Here is a 14,964-nt window from a genome sequence, read left to right as displayed (position 1 = left end):
CCCTTGCGCCAGGGCCTGCCGCCGCGCCTCCAGCGCAGCCACCACCGCCACCAGCCGCGGCGCCACCGAGGACGTGGGCTTCCACCGGCCGGACGCTCGGGTGAAGGCCACCGCCTCCACGCCGGCGGTGCTGACCGTGGTGGCGCCCAGCGCGCCCTCGAAGTCCAGCGTGGCGAAGGCCTCCGCGCGCTGGCCATCCGGCGCCACGGAGACGGAGATGCGGGCGTACTGGAGCTTCCGGGAGACGAGCGGAGCCTGTGCACCGGGCACGGGCAGGGACACGCCGTCGTGCTCGGCCTGCTTCAGGGTGGTGATGATCTCCGCTTCCGGTCCGGCGGCCGCGCCCAGGAGGCGCGAGCCGAGGAACAGGAGGACGCAGGCGGCGGCGAGCACGGCGATGCCGATGCCCCCCAGCCGGCCCCAGTCCTCCGAGCGCCTCACGAGCCCAGCATCTTCTGGGCACGCTGGGCGGCGGGCGTGCCCGGCAGGCGCTTGACGACTTCCCGCAGCGTGTTCTGGGCGCGCTCCGTGTCGTTGAGCTTCACGTACGCGTTGTGGAGGTCGAAGAGGGCCTCCTCCTCCAGCGGCGTGCCCGGGTAGTCCTTGAGCAGCCCCTCCAGGCGCTGGGCCACGGCCTTCCAGCGCTCGCGCTTCGCGTAGAAGGACGCGACGTAGAGCTCATGGCGCGCCAGGCGCTGGCGGGCGTCATTCCGGTGCGCCGTGGCGTCCTTCACGTACTGCGAATCCGGGTACTGGCGCAGGAAGACGTTCATGGCCCGGAGCGCGTCGTACATGGGCTTCTGCTCCTTCTCGTAGGAAGGCGGCAGGGCGAAGAACTCCGAGGGGAACTCCTGCACGTAGGAGAGGGCCGCGCGGTAGGCGGCGTAGTCCACCTTGGGGTGCGTGGGGTGCAGCCGCATGAAGGAGTCGAACTTCTCGCGCGCCTCCGGGTACATCTCCCGGGCGAAGTCCAGGTCCGCCAGCTTCAGCTCCGCCTCGCGCGCGGCCTCCAGGTAGGGGAACTTGGCGCGGACGTGGTCGAAGTACTTCTCCGCCTTGAAGTAGTCGTTGTCCTCCATGGCGGCCTCGCCCAGCGCCAGGTTCTCCGCGGCCATGGTGGCGTAATCAGGCTCGCCCGCGGGCCCCGCGGAGAGGGCGGCACAGGCGGACAACATCAGGGCGGACAGGACGAGGACGACGGAGCGCATCACGCCTCCAAACTATTCGTCCTGCCCGGAGGGGTCCAGCGAAGGTTCTCCCACCAGCCGGGTCACGATGTCCGGCGCGAAACCCCGGCTGAGCAAAAGCCGCCCCGCCCTCGCCTGCTCCTTCGCGTCCAGCGGGCGGCCAGCCAGGCGCCGACGCTCCAGCACCTGCCGTGCGGCCTCCAGCGCGTCGAAGCCCACCGCGTCCTTGGCCTCCGACAGTGCCCGCCGTGCCTCCGTGCCCTCCAGCCCGTGGGCCTGGAGCCGTTGAAGCACGGCCCGGGGGCCCAGCTTGCCCCTGCCCAGCAGGGCCTGGGCGCGTTCACGCGCGAACTTCGCGTCGTCCAGGTAGCCCCACTCCGCGAGGCGGGCGAGCACCGCTTCGCGCACGGATTCGGAGAAGCCCTTGCGCTCCAGGGCGAGCGACAGCTCATGGCGGCTGCGGCCGCGCGCCTTGAGCAGGCGCAGGCAGGCATCGGTGGCGCGCTGGACAGCCTCGGGGCCTTCGGGCTCGTCAACCATCGCGGAGTCCCTACCATGTGGTAACAGGCCCCGCCATGCACCCCATCCTCGCCCGCTTCCTCACCGCAGACGCCGCCAGGGAAACGCTCCGCAAGGAGAAGGCGGGGGAACCGCTGACTCCGGAGGAGCAGCACTTCGCGACCGCCGCGAACGCCAACCCCAGGCAGAAGGCCATGCTGCAGGGCGTGAGCGGACGCGCGCTGTCCTCCGACGCCCAGGCCGCGCTGGTGCTACTGGCCGCGCACGCCGCCGCCCGCGCGCTCACGCAGGACGAGTCCCTGTCCGCCGCGACGCAGAAGGCGCGCGAGGCGCTGAAGGAGGAGGGCGCGAGCGACGAGGAGTCGGACTCCTTCCTCGCGTCCATCCTGCTGGAGGAGGCCTTCGGCTACGAGCAGGAGGTGGACAACTTCGACGCGGACTACGTGAAGGAGTCCCTGGGGGAAGTGCCCGCCCTGGCCGCGCTGTCCAAGGAGTCCGTGGACGCGCTGTTCCTCGCGTTCGCCAAGGCCGCGCCCAACGACGCGGACCGCAAGGCGCGCGAGCACATGGCGCGGGCGCTGTTCGACATCGCCTGGGCGGAAGGCCCCACGTCCATCAATCCGGAGCACCTGGAGACGCTGCTCGACAACGAGGTCCTCCAGGAGTCCGACGAGGCGCAGGACGCGCGCGTGCGCGCCACCGTGTCGCTGCTCCAGACGCTGGCGCACCAGGGGCTCATCGGGCCCATGCGCCTCAGCCGGCTGCGTGCGCAGTTGGGGGACGACGACGCCTGAGCGGCGCCCTCCCCCTTCGCACCGGGTTTCCTAGAAGCGTTCGATCTGGAAGTCGTCGTCGCCGCCAGCCGCCGGAGCGGGCGCGGCCACCGGGGCGGGCGTGGGCGGACGGGCCGCCACCTGCGGAGGCAGCGGCCGGCCCTGGACGACGCCGGGCGGCGGAGTAGCGGGACGCGGCGCCGCGACGCCGGGCGGAGGCGTCATGGGCCGGGCGGCCATGGGCGCTCCGGGGCGCGGGGCCTGGGGAACCGGCGCGGGCGTGGGCGCCACGGGGGCAGCCTGCGCGGGCGCGCCCTTCTGCGCGAAGGACGCCGAGCCCGGGATGGGACGCTCCTCGCCGGCCTTGGCGTCGAAGTTGTCCCACTTCGAGTCGGACGTGCCGCTGATGCCAGAGAAGCGCAGCGCGAAGTCGTCCGGGTTGCTGGCCTGACGGTGGGCCTCTTCGTAGGTGACCAGGCCGTTGCGCACCAGGCTCATCAGCGACTGATCGAACGTCTGCATCCCGTAGGAGTCCGTGCCCTGCGAGATGGCGTCGTGGATCTCCTTCGTGCGGTCCTTGTCCTCGATCATCTCGCGCACGCGCGCGGTGACGCGCAGCACCTCCACCGCCGCCACACGGCCCTTGCCGTCCGCGCGCGGAACGAGGCGCTGACTCACCACGCCGCGCAGCACGCTGGAGAGCTGCAGGCGCACCTGCTTCTGCTGGTGCGGGGGGAACGCGGACACGATGCGGTTGATGGTCTCCGTGGCGTCCAGCGTGTGCAGCGTGGACATCACCAGGTGGCCCGTCTCCGCGGCGTGGAGCGCCGTTTCGATGGTCTCGTGGTCGCGCATTTCGCCCACCAGGATGACGTCCGGGTCCTGGCGCAGCGCTGACTTCAGGGCCTGCGAGAAGCTCATCGTGTCCACACCCACTTCGCGCTGGTTCACGATGGAGCGCTTGTCGCGGATGAGGAACTCGATGGGGTCCTCGATGGTCATGATGTGGTTGGTTTCGTTGGAGTTGATGTAGTCGATCATCGCCGCCAACGTGGTGGACTTGCCGGAGCCCGTGGTGCCCGTCACCAGCACCAGGCCGCGCTCCTCGCCGCACACCTTCTCCAACACCGGGGGCAACAGCAGGTCCTTCATCGTCATCACCTTGAAGGGGATGACGCGGAGCACGGCGCCCACCGTGCCGCGCTGCTGGAAGACGTTCACGCGGAAGCGGCCCAGGCCCGGCACTCCGTAGGCCAGGTCCACTTCGTTGCTGACCTTGAACTTCTCCTTCTGGAACTCGTTCATGATGCCGAACGCCATGCGCGCCACCTCCTCCGGAGGCAGGCGGCGGCCGTCCTTGAGCGGCACCAGCGAACCATCCACGCGGAACATGGGCGGCAGGCCCGCCTTCAGGTGGATGTCGGAGGCTCCGCCGCGCAGGGCGATCTGCAGGATTTCGTTGAGTTCCATGAGGGTGCCGGGATGGTAGCAGAACGCCCGCGCGCGTCGCGACGGGGCGACGCCCACCCGCTTGCCCGCAAAGCACGACGGCGGAGGCTTCCCGAAGGAAACCCCCGCCGACGAACGGCCGGACAGCTGGCCGACAAGCGCGATTAGCGCTTGGAGAACTGGAACCGACGACGGGCGCCGGGCTGGCCGTACTTCTTGCGCTCGACCGCGCGAGCATCGCGGGTGAGGAAGCCGGCCTTCTTCAGCGCCGGACGGAACTCCGGGTTGAAGGCGCACAGCGCGCGCGCGATGCCGTGACGGATGGCACCGGCCTGGCCAGAGAGACCGCCGCCGCGCACGTTGACCGTGACGTCGAGCTTGCCCTTCTGCTCCAGGATCTCCAGCGGCTGGTTGAGCACCATCTTCGACGTCTCACGGCCGAAGTACTCGTTGATGTCGCGGCCGTTGATGACGACAGCGCCGTTGCCAGGACGCAGCCAGACGCGAGCGGTGGCCTCCTTGCGGCGGCCCGTGGCGTAGAAACCGAGTTCAGGATTGATCGCCATGGTTGTCTTACGCCTCGACCTTGAACGCCACCGGCTTCTGCGCGGTGTGCGGATGAGTGTCACCAGCATACACCTTGAGCTTCGTCATCATCTGACGGCCCAGGGCATTGCGGGGCAGCATGCGGCGCACGGCGTTGAGGATGATGTCCTCAGGGTGACGCTGGCGCAGCTTCTGGAGGTTGGTGATCTTCAGGGCACCCGGGAAACCGGCGTACGGGTGACGGTAGTACTGCTTGTCCGTCTCCTTCGTGCCCGTCACCTTCACCTTGTCGGCGTTGATGACGATGACGTGGTCACCCGTGTCGATGGACGGGGTGTACGTCGGCTTGTGCTTGCCCTTCAGGAGGGTGGCGATCTGACTGGCGGCGCGACCAAGCACCTTGTCGGACACGTCGATGACGTGCCACTGGCGCTTGATGTCCCCAGCCTTGGCGCTGTAGGTCTTCTGCGACATTTCGTGCACTCCAGACTTCGGCGCGGCGCCCAGGTGCATGCCAGGGGCCGCGTGCTCGTGCGTAACCAACCGCGGGTCCTCCGTCCAAAACTCCGACAGAAGCCCGGAAAGGCTGACCCTCCTAGTAGGACGGCGGGATCAAGTCAAGGTTGGGCGTACGGGGGACCCCTCAGGGCGCCCGGCCAGGGGTGCCCGGGCCCGGCCCCCCGGCGGCGGGCTTCTTGAAGCGCTCCTTCAGGTTGGCGAAGAAGTTCTTCTCCTTCTCGTCCGGAGGTCCCTGACGCGGCGCGTCCATGTCCACGATCTCGAAGGCGTCCGGGGGCAGGTCCTCCAGGAAGCGCGAGGGCGTTCGGGGGACCTCCTTGCCGCGCTTCACGCGCACGGTGGAGCGGGTGAGGTAGAGCAGCTCCTTGGCGCGGGTGATGCCCACGTAGCAGAGGCGGCGCTCCTCCTCGAGGTTCTGCGCCTCGCCCTGCATGCCGCCGTGGGGCATCAGGTCCTCCTCCATGCCGATGAAGAAGACGAGCCGGTACTCCAGGCCCTTGGAGGCATGCAGGGACATCAGCGTCACGCGCTTGTTCTGCCCCGGGACGTCCTCCTCTTCCTGGCGCGTGTCCAGGCTGAGGCGGTTCAGGTACGTGAGGAGGCTGGCCTTGGGGCCCTCGCGCTTTTCGAATTTCTCCAGGGACGCGAGCACCCCGTCCACGCCCTTGAGCTTCTTGTCCGCGGCGGTGCCAGAGACGGCCTTGGCGCGGGTGGCCTCGCGGAAGCCAATCTCCTCCAGCAGCTTGTGCGTGGCCTCCGACAGGCGGGGCGTCTGGGTGAAGGCGTCGCGGTAGCGCTCCACCATCTCCACGAACTCCAGCACCTTGCCGCCCGCGCCCGAGGGCAGGTCGTCATAGGTGTCCGCGCGGCGCATCGCCGTCCAGAGCGTCACGCCCTCCGCGCGCGAGTGCGCGTGCAGCCGCTCCATGGTGACGTCGCCAATGCCTCGCGAGGGCACGTTGACGATGCGCATGAGGGAGATTTCGTCCAGCTTGTTCGCCAGGACCTTGAAGTACGCGATGACGTCCTTCACCTCGCTGCGGTCGAAGAACTCGCTGCCGCCCACCACTTCGTAGGCGATGTTCTTCTCGCGCAGCATCTCCTCCACCGGGTGGGCCTGGCCGTTGGTGCGGTAGAGCACCGCGATGTCGTCCGCGGGGACGCCCAGCGAGATGTGCTTCTGGATTTCGTGCGCGATGAAGCGGGCCTCCTCTTCATCATTGGGGCACGCCACCACCTTCACCAGCGGACCGCCCTTGCGGTCGGTCCACATGCGCTTGTCCTTGCGCTCCGGGTTCTTGGCGATGACGGCGTTGGCCGCGTCCAGCACGCGCTGGGAGGAGCGGTAGTTCTGCTCCAGCCGCACCTCCTTGCCGCCCGGGAAGTGCCGCTCGAAGTCCAGGATGTTGCGCACCTCCGCGCCGCGCCAGGAGTAGATGCACTGGTCGTCATCCCCCACCGCGCACACGTTCCTCGCCTCGCCCGCGAGCAGCTTGAGCAGATCCAGCTGGGCGTGGTTCGTGTCCTGGAACTCGTCCACCAGGAGGTACTGGAAGCGGGCCGTGTACTTGCGGTGCAGGTCCGGGTGCTCGCGCAAGAGGCGCGCGGGCAGCACCAGCAGGTCGTCGAAGTCCACCGAGCCCTGCGCCTTGAGCGCGAGCTGGTAGTCCGCGAAGACCATGGAGGTGATGAGGTCGTAGTCGTCCCCCATCCCCTCCGGCTTGGGCTGGGGCGCCTCGCCGGAGTTCTTCGCCTTGGAGATGAGGGTGAGGACCTTGCGCGCGTCGAAGGCGCGGTCGTCGATGCGATTCTCGCGCATGGCGCGGCGGATGATGGAGAGCTGGTCGCCCATGTCCGCGATGGCGAACTTCTTCGGCCAGCCCAGCCGGTGGATGTCCTCGCGCAGCACCTCCGCGCCGAACGCGTGGAAGGTGCACACCAGCACGCCCTGGGCGCGCGGCCCGGCCATGTGGATGAGCCGTTCCTTCATCTCCGTGGCGGCCTTGTTGGTGAAGGTCACCGCGAGGATGTTGCGGGCCATGATGTGGTTCGGCCGCTCGTTGAGCAGGTGGACGATGCGGTGGGTGATGACCCGCGTCTTTCCACTGCCCGCGCCCGCCAGGACGAGCAGGGGGCCCTGGAGCGTCACCACGGCCTCGCGCTGAGGAGGATTGAGCTTCGAAAGGTCCATTGCGCGCGGGCCAGGGATACCCTTTGATTCGTTCGTGCGCGACTATTTCCTACGGCTGGCCATCGCATCGCTCGCGCTCGGCGTGGGCGGCGGATGCCGTGACGACGAACGCACGACATCTCCCACCCCGCGCGACGTGGTGACGACCGCCGCACCGTGCGTGTACTTCAAGGACCTGGCGCCGTTCCTGCCGGAGTCGCTGGAGGGCTTCACGGTGGGTTCCACCGCGGGCTCCACGGGGAAGTACGGCGAGGTGTCCGTGTCGGAGGCGGAGCGCACCTACACCCGGGGCGAAGGCCGCGAGGTGAAGGTGCGCATCGTGGACACCACCATGGGGTTGAAGCTGGGGGAGGCCATCCGCGAGGCGGCGCAGAAGGCGAAGGGCCGCGCGGCGAGCGACCCGACGGCGCCCATCCAGTGGAAGGAGGCCGTGGGCTTCGTGCGCTATGACGCGGACGAGGCCGTCGCGGAGGCGAACCTCCTGGTAGGCGAGCGGTTCGTGGTGGCCGTCACCAGCCGCGGCTTCCCCAGCACCGTGGAGGTGCGGCGGGTGGCGCGAGGCATCGACCTGGCCGGACTGGCCCAGCTGCAGTGATTCAAGAGTCCAAGGAGCGTTTGTGGCGGTGAAGGACAAGGGGTCGCGGACCCAGACGGCCCAGGAGCTGCTGGAGCAGGAGAAGGCGGCGCGCCTGGGCGTGTCGTCCCTGGGCAAGCGCGAGTTCATGGACCAGTTCCAGAAGCTGTCCAAGAGCTACGCGGTGGACCCGGGCAACCCCGGCTCCTACGCGTGCGAGGGCTGCCAGCGCTGCGCCAACTGCATGTTCTGCAAGGACTGCGACAGCTGCCACCAGTGCACGCACTGCACGCGGTGCGAGCTGTGCACCAACTGCTCGCACTGCGTGGAGTGCAAGAACTGCCACGCGTGCGCCTACTGCGTGCAGAGCGAGAACTGCTCCAGCAGCGCGTACGTGGTGCTGAGCAAGAACCTGCAGGACTGCAACTACTGCTTCGGCTGCGTGGGGCTGTCCAAGAAGGACTTCCACATCCTCAACGTGGGCTTTTCCCGCACCGAGTACTTCAAGGTCGTGGGCCGGCTGCGCAAGGAGCTGGGCATCCCGTAGCGGTTCCAGCCCCCTGCCCCGCCGCGCCCTGCCTTACAGGGCGCGCACGTAGAGGGCCTTGAGGTACTCCGTCTCCGTGAGGCCCGCGAGCACCGGGTGGTCCAGGCCGGCGCCCCGCCGCTCCAGGATCTGCACCGGGCGCTTCGCGTCCGCGGCGGCGTCCAGGACCATGGACTCGAAGCCCTGCCGGTCCAGCTTCCCCGAGCACGAGCACGTCACCAGCAGGCCGTCCGGCTTGAGGCAGCGCAGCGCGCGCAGGTTGAGCTCGTGGTAGGCGCGCAGCGCGGTGGCCAGGCCCTCGCGGCGCTTGGCCAGTCCGGGAGGGTCCAGGACGATGGTGTCGAAGCGGCGGCCCTCCTGGTCGAAGCGGCGCAGCACGTCGAACGCGTTGCCGTTCTCCACCTTCACGTTGGCGCGGCCGTTGGCCTCCGCGTTCGTCTGGATGCGCGCGGAGGCCTTCGCGTCCTGCTCCACCGCGAGCACCGACGTGCAGTGCTTCGCGAGCGCGAGCGCGAAGCCGCCGTGGTAGCTGAAGCAGTCCAGCGCTTCGCCACGGCCCAGCTCGCCCGCGCGCAGGTGGTTGTCCACCTGGTCCAGGAACGCGCCCGTCTTCATGTCGCCCAGCAGGTCCACTTCGAAGCGGTTGTCGCCCTCGTGGTAGGTGAAGCGCGCGGCGCCCTCGCCGTGCAGCAGGCGCACCTCGCGGGGCAGGCTCTCGAAGTCGCGGCCGGAGGCGTCGTCGCGGCACACGACGTGGCTCGCGCCCGTCCTCTCTACGAGCGCGCGCGCGAGCATCTCCTTGCGCGCGTCCATGCCCTCCGACAGCGTCTGCACCGTGAGGCCCTGGCCGTAGCGGTCCACGAAGAAGCCGGGGAGCAGGTCCGCCTCTCCGTGCACCAGGCGCAGGCCGTCCCGCCCCGGCAGAACGGCGCGACGGGCGAGCGCGGCCTCCAGGCGGCGGATGAAGAAGGCGTCATCCACCTTCTCTTCATTCGGCCCCTTGCGCGTGAGCAGCCGCAGGGCAAGCGGGGAGCGGCGGGCGTAGAGCGCCTGGCCGATGGGATTACCCTGCGGGTCCACCACGGCCACCACCGCGCCCGGGGTGTCGGTGGCGGGGGCATCGGTGAGCTCCGTGCGGTACACCCAGGGGGTACCGCGACGCAGTGTCTTGGCGCCCTTGAGGCTGACCCGGGCAGTGGGAAGGGAAGGCATGTCGGGGCTCACTCCAGGCCGCGTGCGGCCAGTTCCTCGTCGTCTTCCCCGCGCAGATGCCCGATTTCATGCAGCAGTGTCACGCGAATCTGTTCGCGCAGCTCTTCGGGGGTGCGCACCGCGCGGGCCAGGTTGCGCCGGTAGAGGGCCACCGAGCGGCAGGGCGTCTCCGAGCCGTCGCACGGCTCCTGGAGGGAGGGCCCCCGGAACAGGCCCAGGATGGTGGGCGACAGGGGCGGCTGGTTGGCGAGCAGGTCGTCCTCGGAGGGAATCTCCTCCGTGGCCACCGGCACGCCCTCCAGGTCCTGGCGCATGTCCGCGGGCAGGTCCGCCAGCGCGCGCTTCACCTGGGCCTTGAACTCGTCCGCCGACGGCAGGGGCGGCGGGGGGAAGTCCTCGGGCTCCAGCGCGCGGGCCTTCTGGAAGTGGTCGTCCGCCTTGGCCCACTGGCCCTCGCGCTCCAGGAGCAGGCCCAGGTGCTGGTGCGCGTGCGCCGCGCGGTCCTTGTCCTTCAGGAGCGACGCGAAGGCCGCCTTCGCCTCGCGGAAGCGGCACAGCTCGAAGAGGGCCAGGGCCTTCTCGTACTTCGCCTCGGCGTTGCCCGGCTCGCGGGCGAGCACGATGGCGGCGCGGTCCAGCGCCTGTTCCGCCTGTCCCAGGTCGTTGAAGGCCATGGCGGCCACCAGCGCCAGCGACGGCACCAGCTCCGGGGGCGTGGAGGGCTGGGACAGGCCTCGCTCGGCGTAGAGGGCGCCCAGTTCGTCCCGCTCGCGCGTGGAGGGCAGTTGCACCGCGTACAGGTGCGCGGCGCCCAGGAGCGCGTCCGCGTCCCCGGGGTCGATGGCCAGCGCTCGGGCGTAGGCGAGCTGCGCCTCCGGCTCGCGGTTGAGCGCGGCCAGCGCGGAGCCCCGTTCCGCGTGGGCGGCGGCGAGGTCCGGCTCCTGCGCGGCGGCCTGCGCGGCGCAGGAGAGTGCTTCCTCGTAGTGGCCGGAGTCGTAGTAGTCGCGGGCCGCGTCCAGGGGCGCACCACCCCGCGCGTCGCACACCGCCAGCGGGTGCACCTCCGCCACCGCGTCGTCCGGGCGCCTCACGGAGGCGAGGGGGCCCGCGTCCACGGGGCCTTCCGCGAGCGCGCCCGCGTCAGCCGCCACTGCGGTGGTGGCCGTGCCCGCATCCGTGCCCGCGTCGGCGTTCGCCGGAGGGGGCCGTTTGCAGGAGGCGAGCAGGAGGAGACAGACAGCGAGCAGACCGCGCCGCGACATGGGCGGGGAGGCTATGGCATCCGCCCCATGCACAGGAAGCGGGGACGTGCCTGCCCGCCTGAGGGGTCCCATCCCCTCCCCGGCTGCATTACCCTCCGGCCTCCCATGAGAGACCTCATCCTGGCATCCACCTCCAGCGCGCGACGAGTCCTGATGGACGGGCTGGGCGTGCCCTACCGCACCGAAGCCCCCAACGTGGACGAGCAAGTCCCCGAGGACATGCCCGCCGACGAGGCCGTGCGGATGCTCGCCGTGCGCAAGGCCCGCGCGGTGCAGGAGCGCCACCCGGAGTCCTGGGTGCTGGCGGCGGATCAGCTGGTGGAGGTGGGCCGCGACGTGCTGGGCAAGCCCCAGGACCGGGACGCGGCGCGCGCGCAGCTCACGCGCCTGCTGGGGAACACCCATGTCATCCACACCGCCGTGTGCCTGCTGGGGCCGGGCGGCCATCACTCGGAGACGCTGGAGGACGCGCGCCTGACGTTCTTCCCCGTCCCTCCGGAGGAGCTGGAGCGCTACCTGGACACCGGCGAGTGGGAGGGCTGCGCGGGCAGCTACCGCGTGGAGGGCCGGGGGCAGGCGCTGCTCCAGAAGCTGGAGGGCGACCGCACCAACGTGCAGGGACTGCCCATGCTATCGGTGGTACGGCTGCTCCGGCAGGCGGGCTTCGACCTCTTCGCCCGCCCCTAAGCCCCGGCGCTCAGCGCGCGCCGGACAGCTCCGCGAGAATCTCCTGGTACGCGGCGCGGGCCTTGTCGGCCTGGTCCGCCTTGAAGCTCGCCGCGGCCACCACCGGGTGGCCGCCCCCGCCGTAGCGGCCGGCGATGGCCGCCAGGTCGTGCTTGCGCGTCTCCGGCCGCCACGGGTTGGAACCCAGCGAGACCTTGGCGCGCGACGCGCCCTTCCCCACCCACAGCGTGTAGCGCGCGTCCGGATAGAGCGCGTACGCGATGAACTTGTTGAGGCTGTCCACGCCCTCGTCCACCAGGTCGAAGGAGACGACGCCGTTCTCGTAGCGGGCTTTCTCACGCACGAGGTCGATGTTGCGCTGGTGCTTGAAGAGCAGCGGCTCCAGCGGGGCGGCGATGAGCGGTGAGCGGGCGATGTCCGCCAGCGAGTCCGTCTGCATGCGCCGGATGACCTCCGGGATGAGCGTGTCGTCCTTCGTCGCCTCCAGCACCGTCATGATGCGCAGCGCGGGCTCCTCCAGCGCCACCGCCATCTGGGGGCTGGGGAACTGCGCTCCGTCGATGATCTCCGCCCAGTGCAGCAGGTCCTTCAGCGGGGACGCGTCCCAGCCGAAGCGCTCGCGCGCCACGTCCGCCAGGTACAGCGTGCAGCTCTTGCGATGCGGGTCGTGGAACTTCTTGCCGCTGGTGTCGCGCTGGAAGTGGGGCTCGTCGCCGGGCTGCTGGAAGGCGGAGGCGTGGTGGTCGAACCACCAGGTGAGCCGCGCGTCCTGGCTGTAGCGGAAGTCGACGATGACGTTCTCGTCGCCCGTGAAGACGGCCGGGTCGATGCCCTCCGCCCCCGGCTTGTGGGCGAGGCCCCGGTAGCTGAACGTCGCGTCGGCGCGCACGCGCTCCCGGTAGAAGCGGGTGAAGACCGCGGCGCTGGCCGCGCCGTCGAAACAGTTGTCGTGGAAGAGGACCTGGACTCGCATGGGCGCCCGCCCTCTACCGCGAATCCCCGCCGCGGCCCAGCCGCACCGCGGTCGCCTGCCCGCAGGGGCTGTGGCCAGGGGGTGACACCCGACCCAGCCCTGTCGTCGCACGGCCTCAGACGGTGCGCTCCATTGAACGATGCGTGGAAATCACCGCGCTGGATGAACGAAAAACTCGACAGAACGAGGAACGACCCTGAAGGGCTGAAAAAAGGAAGGCCCTTCCGCCCCTCGGAAACCCGCTACCCGCGAGGAAAACCCCTGGATTCAGGGACCTGACGGGGAGGCTGAGCCCTGGCACCTCGCCTGCATGGTGTCAGACCGACGAGGTACTCACCCGCGTATCGGCAGTAGCGGGAGGAACCATGGCGAAGCGGACCGCAGGCAAGACGAAGGGTGGCACGGTGCGGCGGCAGGGTCGGCGGGTGATGCCCGCGCTGCGTCGCACGGCGAAGCGCGCGCGGGTGGCGGCGCAGAAGGCCCAGCTCACCCTCGGCGAGGTCATCGCGGCGGCGTTCGACACCGCGGGCGGAGAGATGAGCGGCGTGCTGGAGCTCGTCACCTCCCCGCAGATGACCCGCGCGCTGGGCCGCCGCATCGTCGTCGAAGGCTGAAGCGCCCGCGTCCCGGCCCCGCGAAGCCCAGGCCGTGCTCCGCTGAAACGGAGCGCGCGGGCGCGGAGCTGTCGCGACACGGCTGTCAGCCTTTCTCCACCAGGTGCCGCGTTTCGCGTGAGCGCGGGTGGAGTCCTTCTCCCCTCCTTTTCGTCCTGGAACCTGGATCCGTTGGACTGGGTAATGGAGCCGCTCGGGGTTCATCCGGACCCTGGACTGCCCGCGTTCGTCACTTCGCGCCGGGTGTGCTGCGCGCTTCGCACCTGAAACACGAAGGCCCGTGCTCCCTCGTAAAACCGGGAACACGGGCCGGGAAACCCCGGAGCGCGGGGCTTTGGGTGCCTGGGACTAGCGGGGCTGCCAGCGCGGGCGGTAGTCGTCACCCTCGTTGGTCAGCACCGTGTACGTGTCCTTCGGGTGCTGGATGAGGGTGCCGGTGGGCTGGCCGGTGGCCGGGTCGATGGGCTGCACGTAGAGCGCTCCGCCGAAGACGTAGGCCACGAGCTGACCGTCCGGGGAGAAGGACGGCAGCGTGGCGTTGTCGGCGAGCTTCACCGGGGCGCCGTCCGCCGCGCCCGTGGTGGTGTTCACGCGCTGCAGGAAGATGACGTTGCCCGGCGTGGTCCCGCACAGCGTCGCGCCGGTGTTGCCGCACAGCGTGGCCGCGCCATTGATGTTCTGGTAGTAGGCGCGCACGTACGCCACCCAGCTGCCATCCGGCGCCCAGTTCGGGTTCGCGATGTACGAGTCCACGGTGCCGCCCGTCGCGCTATCGGAGGTCCTGTCCGCGAGCAGCGCCGGGGTACCGCCACCCGTCACCGGCAGCGAGTACAGCCGCAGCACCGGGGTGGTGTCCGTGCCGAAGGTCACCGTGAGGTTGTCCGGGTTGGCCAGGAAGAGCAGCTGCGAGGTGGTGCGGTTGTAGTGCGGCTGCTCGCCCGAGGTGGGCGAACCCGCCAGCGGAGCCGGCACGCCGCCGCCCGTGGAGACGTAGATGCCGTTGCCCGCGGCGCTGTAGGCGTAGTCCGTGCCGTTGGGCGCCAGGTCCGGGAAGGTGCCGTTGACGGTGGCCTGCGTGGGCGAGCCGCCCGTCGCCGCGATGGTGGAGATGCCCGTGCTGCCGCGCACCCAGGTGATGAGGTTGCCCGGCTCCCACTCCATGTAGCGGATGCGCGTGCTGCTGGAGGCCGTGCCCGTGGTCAGCACGGTGGGCGCGGCGGCCGTGAGCGGCACCGGGCGCACCGCGAGCTCACCCGCGGCGGCGGTGACGTCGCCCTGCACGAAGGCCACCTGGGCGCCGTCCGGGCCGAAGCGAGGGTAGGCGCTGGCGACACCGTCGGCGCTGAGCGACGTCATCCCCGGCACGTCGTATTCCGTCACCAGCGCGCGCGTGCCGCCGTCGTTGCCCGTCACGGCGATGAGGAGCGACTGGCAGGTGGCGGCCTCGCAGCGCAGGCCCGCCATGCACTCCACGGACGCGGTGCACGCGCCGCCCTTGGCCACGTTCATCCCCGCGTCGGTGCCGGCATCGACTTCCGTCCCGGCGTCCTCGGTGCCCGCGTCGACCTCCGTGCCGGCATCAACCTCCGTGCCCGCGTCGACCTCCGTGCCGGCATCAACCTCCGTGCCCGCGTCCTCTTCCGGCGGGAGCACGAGGTTCTGCAGCTCGCACTTGTCGTCCGCGTTGCAGATCCACTCCTGGCCCGCCGGCGCGGCGCCCTTGTCACGGCAGTCGAACTGATCGACGCACTCGTCGCCGCAGCCCGTCCCCAGCACCGTCAGCGCCCCGAACAACGCCCCCAACACCACTCGCTTGATCATTTCCACGCCTCCCAGGTCGCGATGCTCCAAAGTCAGGGGGCGCGTCTTAGCTTCGCGTTCACGGGTGCCGGCAGGCCTTGAAGGGCATGG

15 protein-coding genes and 1 pseudogene are annotated in these 14,964 nt (G+C 70.2%); 5 read left to right on the top strand and 11 right to left on the bottom strand.

Features of this window, described 5'->3' with window-relative positions; translation table 11 throughout:
• The 3 genes and pseudogenes from D7V77_RS15350 to D7V77_RS15340 form a co-directional block, all read right to left on the bottom strand.
• Nucleotides 1-441 (bottom strand): annotated as a pseudogene (locus D7V77_RS15350) (hypothetical protein); the annotation flags it as partial.
• Nucleotides 438-1,208, bottom strand: a complete 771-nt coding sequence (locus D7V77_RS15345; RefSeq protein ID WP_120577033.1) for an outer membrane protein assembly factor BamD — start codon at nt 1,206-1,208, stop codon at nt 438-440. The gene D7V77_RS15345 and the pseudogene D7V77_RS15350, both read right to left, overlap by 4 nt.
• A gap of 12 nt (nt 1,209-1,220) precedes the next feature.
• Nucleotides 1,221-1,727 carry a regulatory protein RecX gene (locus D7V77_RS15340; RefSeq protein WP_120577032.1) on the bottom strand — a complete coding sequence of 169 codons (507 nt, stop codon included), beginning with the start codon at nt 1,725-1,727 and terminating at the stop codon, nt 1,221-1,223.
• 35 nt (nt 1,728-1,762) lie between these two features.
• On the opposite strand from D7V77_RS15340, the gene D7V77_RS15335 reads away from it, so the two are divergent.
• The gene (locus D7V77_RS15335; RefSeq protein WP_120577031.1) at nt 1,763-2,500 is read left to right on the top strand and encodes a hypothetical protein; all 738 of its coding nucleotides are present in this window, start codon (nt 1,763-1,765) and stop codon (nt 2,498-2,500) included.
• Nucleotides 2,501-2,530: 30 nt separating this feature from the next.
• Here the strand turns inward: D7V77_RS15335 and D7V77_RS15330 are convergent, their stop codons facing one another.
• The 4 genes from D7V77_RS15330 to D7V77_RS15315 all read right to left on the bottom strand — a co-directional run bounded on the left by D7V77_RS15330 (nt 2,531) and on the right by D7V77_RS15315 (nt 7,184).
• Nucleotides 2,531-3,949 (bottom strand): type IV pilus twitching motility protein PilT, encoded by a 1,419-nt coding sequence (locus D7V77_RS15330; RefSeq protein ID WP_120577038.1) that lies wholly within the window; start codon nt 3,947-3,949, stop codon nt 2,531-2,533.
• Between the two features lie 143 nt (nt 3,950-4,092).
• On the bottom strand, nt 4,093-4,494 hold the full coding sequence (gene rpsI, locus D7V77_RS15325) for a 30S ribosomal protein S9 (RefSeq protein WP_120549158.1): 402 nt from the start codon (nt 4,492-4,494) through the stop codon (nt 4,093-4,095).
• Between the two features lie 7 nt (nt 4,495-4,501).
• Nucleotides 4,502-4,948 (bottom strand): 50S ribosomal protein L13, encoded by a 447-nt coding sequence (gene rplM, locus D7V77_RS15320; protein WP_120577030.1) that lies wholly within the window; start codon nt 4,946-4,948, stop codon nt 4,502-4,504.
• Nucleotides 4,949-5,117: 169 nt separating this feature from the next.
• Nucleotides 5,118-7,184, bottom strand: coding sequence for an ATP-dependent helicase (locus tag D7V77_RS15315; protein WP_120577029.1), 2,067 nt, complete (start codon nt 7,182-7,184; stop codon nt 5,118-5,120).
• Between the two features lie 34 nt (nt 7,185-7,218).
• On the opposite strand from D7V77_RS15315, the gene D7V77_RS15310 reads away from it, so the two are divergent.
• Both D7V77_RS15310 and D7V77_RS15305 read left to right on the top strand, forming a co-directional pair.
• Nucleotides 7,219-7,779: a hypothetical protein gene (locus D7V77_RS15310; RefSeq protein ID WP_233597000.1), complete on the top strand. Its 561-nt coding sequence runs from the start codon at nt 7,219-7,221 to the stop codon at nt 7,777-7,779.
• A gap of 28 nt (nt 7,780-7,807) precedes the next feature.
• A complete protein-coding gene (locus D7V77_RS15305) occupies nt 7,808-8,305 on the top strand; it encodes a caib/baif family protein (protein WP_120577036.1) in 498 nt (165 codons plus the stop codon).
• Between the two features lie 33 nt (nt 8,306-8,338).
• Here the strand turns inward: D7V77_RS15305 and D7V77_RS15300 are convergent, their stop codons facing one another.
• Together D7V77_RS15300 and D7V77_RS15295 are read right to left on the bottom strand one after the other, a co-directional pair.
• A complete protein-coding gene (locus tag D7V77_RS15300; RefSeq protein WP_120577028.1) occupies nt 8,339-9,517 on the bottom strand; it encodes a class I SAM-dependent rRNA methyltransferase in 1,179 nt (392 codons plus the stop codon).
• 8 nt (nt 9,518-9,525) lie between these two features.
• The gene (locus tag D7V77_RS15295; RefSeq protein ID WP_120577027.1) at nt 9,526-10,779 is read right to left on the bottom strand and encodes a metallopeptidase family protein; all 1,254 of its coding nucleotides are present in this window, start codon (nt 10,777-10,779) and stop codon (nt 9,526-9,528) included.
• Nucleotides 10,780-10,884: 105 nt separating this feature from the next.
• On the opposite strand from D7V77_RS15295, the gene D7V77_RS15290 reads away from it, so the two are divergent.
• Nucleotides 10,885-11,466: a nucleoside triphosphate pyrophosphatase gene (locus tag D7V77_RS15290; protein ID WP_120577026.1), complete on the top strand. Its 582-nt coding sequence runs from the start codon at nt 10,885-10,887 to the stop codon at nt 11,464-11,466.
• Nucleotides 11,467-11,476: 10 nt separating this feature from the next.
• Here the strand turns inward: D7V77_RS15290 and D7V77_RS15285 are convergent, their stop codons facing one another.
• The gene (locus D7V77_RS15285) at nt 11,477-12,439 is read right to left on the bottom strand and encodes a DHHA1 domain-containing protein (protein ID WP_120577025.1); all 963 of its coding nucleotides are present in this window, start codon (nt 12,437-12,439) and stop codon (nt 11,477-11,479) included.
• Between the two features lie 365 nt (nt 12,440-12,804).
• On the opposite strand from D7V77_RS15285, the gene D7V77_RS15280 reads away from it, so the two are divergent.
• A complete protein-coding gene (locus D7V77_RS15280; RefSeq protein ID WP_120577024.1) occupies nt 12,805-13,053 on the top strand; it encodes a hypothetical protein in 249 nt (82 codons plus the stop codon).
• A 348-nt stretch (nt 13,054-13,401) separates the two neighbouring features.
• Here D7V77_RS15280 and D7V77_RS15275 read toward each other — a convergent pair whose 3' ends face one another.
• Entirely contained in the window at nt 13,402-14,874 is a 1,473-nt protein-coding gene (locus D7V77_RS15275) for a PD40 domain-containing protein (RefSeq protein ID WP_120577023.1), read from the bottom strand.
• Nucleotides 14,875-14,964: the final 90 nt, after the last annotated feature.

It is taken from the genome of Corallococcus sp. CA041A (assembly GCF_003612075.1).
GTDB classification, from domain to species: domain Bacteria; phylum Myxococcota; class Myxococcia; order Myxococcales; family Myxococcaceae; genus Corallococcus; species Corallococcus exiguus.
Note: the sequence above shows the minus strand (reverse complement) of the source record. Positions and strands in the feature narration are given on the sequence as shown.